General features: G+C 72.5%; 8 protein-coding genes and 1 tRNA gene. 1 reads left to right on the top strand and 8 read right to left on the bottom strand.

From position 1 onward, the window contains the following. The 6 genes from L0B03_RS10840 to L0B03_RS10815 form a co-directional block, all read right to left on the bottom strand. Positions 1–1,195 (bottom strand): glycosyltransferase family 4 protein (locus L0B03_RS10840; RefSeq protein WP_374204938.1); only part of this gene is annotated, 1,195 nt, incomplete at its 3' end. Beyond that, complete coding sequence (locus L0B03_RS10835; protein ID WP_250445808.1) at positions 1,192–2,187, bottom strand: phosphatidylinositol mannoside acyltransferase; 996 nt, start codon at positions 2,185–2,187, stop codon at positions 1,192–1,194. The genes L0B03_RS10840 and L0B03_RS10835, both read right to left, overlap by 4 nt. Further along, positions 2,184–2,795 carry a phosphatidylinositol phosphate synthase gene (pgsA, locus tag L0B03_RS10830; protein ID WP_250445807.1) on the bottom strand — a complete coding sequence of 204 codons (612 nt, stop codon included), beginning with the start codon at positions 2,793–2,795 and terminating at the stop codon, positions 2,184–2,186. The genes L0B03_RS10835 and pgsA overlap by 4 nt, the downstream gene beginning before the upstream one ends. Beyond that, positions 2,789–3,376, bottom strand: a complete 588-nt coding sequence (locus L0B03_RS10825) for an HIT domain-containing protein (RefSeq protein WP_250445806.1) — start codon at positions 3,374–3,376, stop codon at positions 2,789–2,791. Before L0B03_RS10825 ends, pgsA begins: the two co-directional genes overlap by 7 nt. A 2-nt stretch (positions 3,377–3,378) precedes the next feature. After that, entirely contained in the window at positions 3,379–5,379 is a 2,001-nt protein-coding gene (gene thrS, locus L0B03_RS10820) for a threonine--tRNA ligase (protein ID WP_250445805.1), read from the bottom strand. 239 nt (positions 5,380–5,618) lie between these two features. Then, positions 5,619–5,690 (bottom strand) — tRNA-Val (locus tag L0B03_RS10815). 191 nt (positions 5,691–5,881) lie between these two features. Here L0B03_RS10815 and L0B03_RS10810 point away from each other — a divergent pair. Continuing rightward, on the top strand, positions 5,882–6,271 hold the full coding sequence (locus L0B03_RS10810; protein WP_250445804.1) for an SsgA family sporulation/cell division regulator: 390 nt from the start codon (positions 5,882–5,884) through the stop codon (positions 6,269–6,271). A gap of 12 nt (positions 6,272–6,283) precedes the next feature. On the opposite strand, the gene L0B03_RS10805 is transcribed toward L0B03_RS10810, so the two are convergent. Both L0B03_RS10805 and L0B03_RS10800 read right to left on the bottom strand, forming a co-directional pair. Continuing rightward, complete coding sequence (locus L0B03_RS10805; RefSeq protein WP_250445803.1) at positions 6,284–7,138, bottom strand: aminotransferase class IV; 855 nt, start codon at positions 7,136–7,138, stop codon at positions 6,284–6,286. Between the two features lie 54 nt (positions 7,139–7,192). Continuing rightward, the coding region (locus L0B03_RS10800; protein ID WP_250445802.1) for a chorismate-binding protein at positions 7,193–7,903 on the bottom strand (711 nt) is incomplete at its 5' end.

Here is a 7,903-nt window from a genome sequence, read left to right as displayed (position 1 = left end):
CCCAGGTGCCGAGCCGGGCGGCCGCGCCCCGGCGCGATCGCGGGTCCTCGCGGACACGCTCGCGCGGCGACGCCCCCGCGAGGGCCATCTCGTAGACGGTCAGCACCTGGTGGGTCACGGTGGACCAGTCGTAGCGGCGCACCACGGCCGAGGCGTGCTCGGAGATCCGTCGCCGCAGCTCGGGGTCGGCCAGCACCGTGTTGATCGTGCGGGCGAGGTCGGCGCTGTCGCCCGTGCGGAAGAGGACGCCGGCCTCCCCCTCGTCGAGCACCCGGCGGAAGGCGCCGAGGTCGCTCGCGACGACGGTCGCCCCCGCGCTCATGGCCTCCACCAGGACGATGCCGAAGCTCTCGCCGCCCGTCTGAGGGCCCACGTAGACGTCGACCGACCGGAGCAGGGCGGCCTTCTCCTCGTCGCTGATCCCGCCGAGGAACTCGACCGAGCTCGCGGCCTCGCCGAGGGCCTCACGGGCCTCGGCCGCGCCGGTCTCTCCCCGCCCGGCGACGAGGAACCGGGCCCCGGGGTGCTCGGCGAGCACCGCGCGCACCGCACCCACCAGGACGGGCAGGCCCTTGCGGGACTCGTCGAGGCGACCGAGGAAGGCGACGGTCGGCGCCTCGGGGGTCCCGCGCCAACGCTCGTCGGGCACGGCCCGCGCGAACTGGTCGACGTACACCCCGTTGGGGATCACCACCGCATCCCCGCCCATGTGCTCGACGAGGGTGCGCCGTGCGTCCTCCGAGACCGCGATCCGCGCCGAGATCTTCTCCAGGCTCTGGCGCACGATCGGGTAGGCCATCTGCAGGGGCCGCGAGCGGATGAGCGCGGTGTGGAAGGTCGCGACGATCGGCCCGGAGGCGATCCACAGGGCGAGCATCCCGAGGCTCGGTGTGACCGGCTCGTGCAGGTGGAGGATGTCGAAGTCGCCGTCGGCGAGCCACCGGCGGACCCGCGTCGCGCTCAACGGACCGAAGGTCATCCGCGCGACGGCCCCGTTGTAGCGCACCGGCACCGCACGGCCTGCGGCGGTCATGTAGTCGGGGATGGGGGTGTCGTCGTCGGCCGGGGCCAGGACGGAGACGGTGTGCCCGAGCTCCTGGAGGGCCTCGGCCAGATCTCTGACGTGGAACTGGACCCCGCCCGGCACGTCGAAGGAGTACGGGCACACGAGGCCGATGCGCAGCGGCTCGGTCATCGCTGCCTCGCCAGTCGGTCCGGGTCCAGGTCGGCGACGAAGACCTTCTGGAGCATGTGCCAGTGCGTCGGGTCCTCGGCGATGTCACGCGAGAGTGCTGCGACCCACTGCTCGGTGAGCTGCTCGACCTGGACCGAGCGCGGGACCCCCGCCTCGGGCGGGATCGGCGGGTGGAAGCGGATGACGATGCCCCAGCGTGCCCCGGCCGCGCGGCGTCGGGCGCCCCGCAGCCGTTCGTGGCGGATCGTCGTGGGGACCAGCACGGAGCCGGTGCTCGCGGCCAGGGCCGCGGGACCGGCGGCGACCCGGGCGGCCTCCCCCAGGAGCTCGACCTCCACACCTCGTGAGGTGAGATCGCGGTCGGCGAGCAGCGGCACGAGGGTGCCCCCGGCGCGCACCGCACGGACGAGGTCCCGGAAGACCTCACGACCCGCGTCGAGCGGGATGATCGTCAGGCCGATGCCCTCGCGGAGCCGCACGAACTCCTCGAAGACCTCGGCGGGCTCGAGCCGCTCGGCCACCGTGGTGACCGGGGCGAGGTGGACCGTGGCCCACGCCCCGGCGAGGTCCCAGTTGCCCTGGTGCGCCAGGGCCAGGACGACCGACCGGCCGGCCTCGGTCTCGGCACGGACGGCCTCTGCCCCCTCGGCGCGGACCCGCGCGGACACCTGCTCGCGGCTGAGCCGCCCCAGCGTGAAGGCCTCGCCGTAGTACCTCAGATACGTCCGCATGCCGGCTCGGCTGAGCCGCCGCAGCTCGACGTCGTCGGCCTCGGGTCGTGCACGGGCCAGGTTGCGCTCGAGCCGGCGCACCCCCTCGGTGCGGCGCAGCCAGGTCACGTCGGCCGCCACCTGCATCGCCCCGCGCACGAGGTCCTCGGGCAGGCGCCCGGCCAGGTGCCACCCGGCGAGCAGGAGCCGCGCCGGGTCGAGCCTGCTGCGCAACCCGTCGACCACTGTTCGTCCCTGGCCCGTCGGCCCCGTCCCGCTCATGGCACCGCCCGCATGATCTGGCGACGGACCGTCGCCATCCGCTGCACCACCGTCACCAGGCTCGCGACGGCGAGCAGGCCGAGGACGACCGTGAGCACCGCGGTCGGAGCGCCGAGCCCGACGACCCCGGTCGCGACCAGGACTGCCGCCAGCCGGTCGGCGCGCTCGGCGATGCCGACGTTCGCGGTCAGACCGAGGCCCTCGGCACGGGCCCGGGCGTAGGGCACGATCGACCCGAGGACCAGGCAGGCCAGCGCGAGACCAGCGATCAGCGGGTCCTCACCCCGTCCGCCGAAGTAGAGCACGAGCCCGCTGAAGATCGCCGCGTCACCGAAGCGGTCCAGCGTCGAGTCGAGGAAGGCCCCCCACGGCCCGGCCCGTCCGGACCGGCGAGCCATCGCCCCGTCCAGCAGGTCGCTCAGCACGAAGACCGTGATCACCAGGGTGCCGGCCAGGAGGTGACCCTGCGGGTAGAGCACGAGCGCCGCGAGGACGACGCCCAGGGTGCCCACCACGGTCACGACGTCGGGGGACAGCCCCGCACGCAGCAGGGCCGCGGCGAGCGGGTCCAGGGCACGCCCGACGACGCCGCGCAACCGGCTCAGCACGTCTCCTCCGGGCGGCTGCCGGCCATGCCCTCGGGCCAGGCCGTGGCGAGCCGTGCCCACGTGTCACCGAGGAGCTCGGGCAGGGCCTTGGTCCGTCCGATGATCGGCAGGAAGTTCGCGTCCCCGCCCCAGCGGGGCACCACGTGCTGGTGCAGGTGCGCGGCCATCCCCGCCCCGGCCACCGGGCCCTGGTTCAGCCCGATGTTGAAGCCGTGCGGTGCGGAGATGGCGCGGAGCACCCTCATCGCCGTGCGGGTCAGGGCCGCGACCTCGTGGGTCTCGGCGAGGTCCAGATCGGTGTAGTCGGCGACGTGGCGGTACGGCAGCACCATGAGGTGGCCCGGGTTGTACGGGTAGAGGTTGAGCACGACGAAGGCGCGCTCCCCGCGCGCCACGACCAGCCCGTCCTCGTCGGGTCGGTCCTGGGCACGGCAGAAGGGGCACTCCCCCGCACCGTCGTCGGCAGGCTTGTCCTGGCCGGTGATGTAGGCCATCCGGTGCGGGGTCCACAACCGCTCGAAGCCGTCCGGGGTGCCCGGCAGCGACGCGGGGTCCTCGAGGCCGCCGTCGTGCTCGTCCACGTTCAGACCTGCACCCGGTCGGCCACCGCGGCCACCACGCGGGCGATCGCCTCGTCGACCGGGACGCCGTTCTCCTGACGGCCGTCGCGGTACCGGAAGGAGACCGCGCCGGCCTCGACGTCCTCACCGCCGGCGATGAGGACGAAGGGCACCTTCTGGGTGCTGGCCGTGCGGATCTTCTTGCCGAACCTGTCGTCCGAGAGGTCGAGCTCGGCGCGGATCCCCTGGGCACGCAGGCGCCCGACGACGTCGCTCAGGTAGTCGTTGAAGGGTTCCGCGACAGGGACCGCGAGCACCTGGACCGGCGCGAGCCAGGCGGGGAAGGCACCCGCGTAGTGCTCGGTGAGCACCCCGAAGAACCGCTCGATCGAGCCGAACAGGGCCCGGTGGATCATGACCGGGCGCTGCCGCGAGCCGTCCGAGGCCGTGTACTCGAGCTCGAAGCGCTCGGGCAGGTTGAAGTCGAGCTGGATGGTCGACATCTGCCAGGTGCGGCCGATCGCGTCCTTGGCCTGGACCGAGATCTTGGGACCGTAGAAGGCCGCGCCGCCCGGGTCCGGGACCAGCTCGAGCCCCGAGGCCTGACCGACCTCCGCGAGGGTGCGCGTGGCCTCCTCCCAGATCTCCTCGCTGCCGACGGACTTGTCCGGGTTGCGGGTGGAGAGCTCGAGGTAGAAGTCGTCCAGGCCGTAGTCCTTGAGAAGGTCGAGCACGAACTGCAGCGTCGTGGTCAGCTCGTCCTTCATCTGCTCGCGGGTGCAGTAGATGTGTGCGTCGTCCTGGGTCATGCCCCGCACACGGGTCAGGCCGTGGATGACCCCGGACTTCTCGTAGCGGTAGACGCTGCCGAACTCGAAGAGCCGCAGGGGCAGCTCGCGGTACGAGCGTCCGCGTGACCCGAAGATCAGGTTGTGCATCGGGCAGTTCATCGGCTTGAGGTAGTAGTCCTGCCCAGGCTTGCGCACCACGCCGTCGTCGTCGACCTCGGCGTCGATGTGCATCGGGGGGTACATGCCGTCGGCGTACCAGTCGAGGTGGCCGGAGACCTCGTAGAGCCGCGACTTGGTGATGTGCGGGGTGTTGACGAAGGAGTAGCCCGCCTCCTCGTGCTTGCGGCGCGAGTAGTCCTCCATGACGCGACGGATCGTGCCGCCCTTGGGGTGGAAGACCGGCAGGCCCGAGCCGAGCTCGTCCGGGAAGGAGAACAGGTCGAGCTCGGCCCCCAGACGTCGGTGGTCGCGGCGCTCGGCCTCGGCCAGCCTGTCGAGGTGGGCGCGCAGCTCGTCCTTGGTCGGCCAGGCCGTGCCGTAGACGCGCTGCAGCTGGGGGTTCTTCTCCGAGCCACGCCAGTACGCGGCGGCCGAGCGGGTGAGCTGGAACCCGTTGGCGATCAGGCGGGTACTCGGCAGGTGCGGTCCGCGGCAGAGGTCCTGCCATGCCACCGTGCCGTCGCGACGCAGGTTCTGGTAGATGGTCAGGCTGCCGAGCCCGACCTCGACCGAGGCACCCTCGCCAGCCTCCTCGGCGGTCCCCTTGAGCCCGATGAGCTCGAGCTTGTACGGCTCGGCCGCGAGCTCGGCGCGGGCCTCGTCCTCGGACACCTCGCGACGCCGGAAGGTCTGCCCCTCCTTGACGATGCGCTGCATGGTCTTCTCGAGGGCCTTGAGGTCCTCGGGGGTGAAGGGGGTCTCGACGTCGAAGTCGTAGTAGAAGCCGTCCGTGATCGGCGGGCCGATGCCGAGCCGGGCCGCGGGGTTGACCTGCTGCACGGCCTGGGCGAGCACGTGCGCGGCCGAGTGACGCAGGACGTCGAGGCCGTCAGGTGAGTCGATGGTCACCGCCTCGACCGTCGCGCCCTCGGGGAGCTCCCGGTCGAGGTCCCACAGCTCGCCGTCGACGCGCACGACGACGACCTCGCGGCGCTCGCCGAACAGGGCGGCACCGGTGGTCTCGCGACCGACGCTGCGCTCGACGCCGTCGACGGTCAGGGTGATCTGGGACACAGGTGGTTCTCCTCGGTTGGGGCGGCGCACCGATGCTACCGACGCCCGGCCTGTCCGAGGTGCAAGACGTCACGAACCCGGGACTGCTCCAGACGGGTGACCTGCGGCCGGCCACTGGGGGCGGGTGCGAAGGGTCTAACGTCCCGGGTCAGGCGAACTGACCTGCGGTGTCATGATCAGTCATACGGGGCAAGACCTCACCGAACCCCCGTTCGGCGGATCTTCAAACACCCACAAGGTGGGCGATACTGGGTTCGAACCAGTGACCTCCTCGGTGTGAACGAGGCGCTCTACCACTGAGCCAATCGCCCGTAGTGCTGGCGAGAGGACTCGCTCGCACGACGTGGTGAGGATGCTACCGAATCCACAGCCGTTTGCCGAAACCTGGCGCTCGGAGGGGTCGAGCGAGCACCATGTGGAGGCTGTCACCGGACCGCGGACGACATTGGAGAGAGGGGTGATGATGACCGGACCCGTTCGGGACGCCTGCGAGGTCGTCCCCATGCATCTGGTCCTCTCCGACGCGAGCGTCCTGCCGATCAGTGCAGAGCTGAGCTTCGATGCGAGCGACCCGTACACCGTGCGCATCGCCTTCACCGGAGCGCACTCGACCTCGACCTGGCTCATCGGCCGCGAGCTCATCGCCCACGGCCTCCTCTCCGACGCCTCGGCCCCGGCGGGCACGGGCGACGTCCGGATCTGGCGGGACGAGGACCCCTCGTACCTCTTGGTGGCGCTCAGCGGGGTCGAGGGCGACGCCCTGCTCGCCGGACCGGCCGAGTCCTTCGTGAGGTTCCTCAACGCGACCGTCTCCGTGGTCCCCTTCGGCAACGAGAGCGCCCGCATGGAGAACGAGATCTCCGCGCTCATCGTGAGCCTGCTGGACGCCTGAGGCGCCTGGCTCTCAGGGGTCGAGGTCCTGCGCGGCGCGGTCGGCGTACACGGCGCACAGCTGCTCGGACAGGGGCCCGGGCGACACCTCGTGGCCGTCGACGGCCACCACCGGCACCGCGGTACGGACCGACCCGGACAGGGCCAGGTGCGCCGAGCCCGCCACCACCTCGTCGATGACGGCGTAGGGCAGCTCTCCGGGCCCTGCCTCGCGCACGGGCAGCCCGGCCTCCCTCCCCCACTCCAGGACCAGGGCGCGCGTGATCCCGGCCAGGCACCCGCTCGAGAGCGCAGGGGTGAGCACCTCGCCCCCGATCTCGACGAACACGTTGCTGCCCGTGCCCTCGCACAGCTCACCCACGGTGTTCGCGAGCAACGCCTCGTCCGCCCCGGCCCGGACCGCAGCGGCCAGCGCGACCACGTTCTCCGCGTAGGACGTCGTCTTGAGGCCCGCGACCGCCGAGCGCTCGTTCCTGGTCCAGGGCACGCGCGCGACCTTCCCGGCGGTCGGCCGAGCACCGGGCCCGGCGGCGACCACGACCGTCTGCGGGCCGTCGCCACGGGCTGAGCCCAGGGGCCCGGGCCCCGCGGTCACGGTGATGCGCAGCCTCGTCGCTTCGGGGGCCGCGACGAGGACCTCCGCGACGCCCGTGCGGACGAGGTCGAGATCCGGGGTCGACAGCCCCAGCCCGTGCGCCGAGCGGACGAGCCGGTCCAGGTGCCGGGTCAGCGCGAAGGGTGTGGCGTTCACCACGCCGCACGTCTCGAAGACCCCGTCCCCCACGGTGATCCCGTGATCGACCGCGCTGAGCGCCTCGTCCCCGGTCCCGCGCAGCCGGCCGTCCACCCACACCAGCACGTCCTGCATACCCCCACCTCTCCTCGCCGACCCACGCGCGGGCCGTCCTCCCGATCCTGCCCGTCACCCGGACCGCGCACCACCGCGGCTCGCCAGATCCACGAGGCGCCGGGCCTTGAGCTCGGTCTCGGCCCACTCGCCCGCGGGGTCGCTCCCCCAGGTGATGCCCGCCCCGGTGCCGAACCGGAGCACCCCCCCGAACTCGGACGTCCACCAGAAGGTGCGGATGCCCACGGCGAGCTCTGCCCTCCCCTCGTCCGCGTCGATCCACCCGACCGCGCCGCAGTACGGGCCACGGGCCACCGGCTCGAGGTCGGCGATCACGCCGAGGGCGGCGGACTTCGGCGCTCCCGAGACCGAGGCCGGCGGGTACGTCGCGTCGAGGAGCGCAGGCCAGTCGCCGTGGCCGTCGAGCAGCTCTCCCTGCACCGTGGTGACCAGGTGGACCAGGCCGGGGTGCTGCTCGAGGGCCAGCAGGGAAGTCACCTCGACCGTGCCCGGGTGCGAGACCCGTTGCAGGTCGTTGCGCACCATGTCCGCGATCATCACGTTCTCGGCGCGGTCCTTGTCGGTGAGCCCTGCCGCGGTGGGTGCGGTGCCCTTGATCGGGCCCGAGGTCACCACCCCGTCCTCGAGCCGCAGGTAGAGCTCGGGGGACGCCGTGACGACCCAGGCGGGCGCGAGGCCGCTGCTCGACGGCACGTGCACCCCTCCGGACCACGGCGCGGGGTTCCCTGCGGCCAGCACGGCCGCGAGCCCGCGGGCGTCGGGCTC

Origin of the sequence: Actinotalea sp. C106 (assembly GCF_023630195.1) — a bacterium.
Classification (GTDB): domain Bacteria; phylum Actinomycetota; class Actinomycetes; order Actinomycetales; family Cellulomonadaceae; genus Actinotalea.
This window is presented reverse-complemented; position numbering and strand designations above follow the sequence as displayed.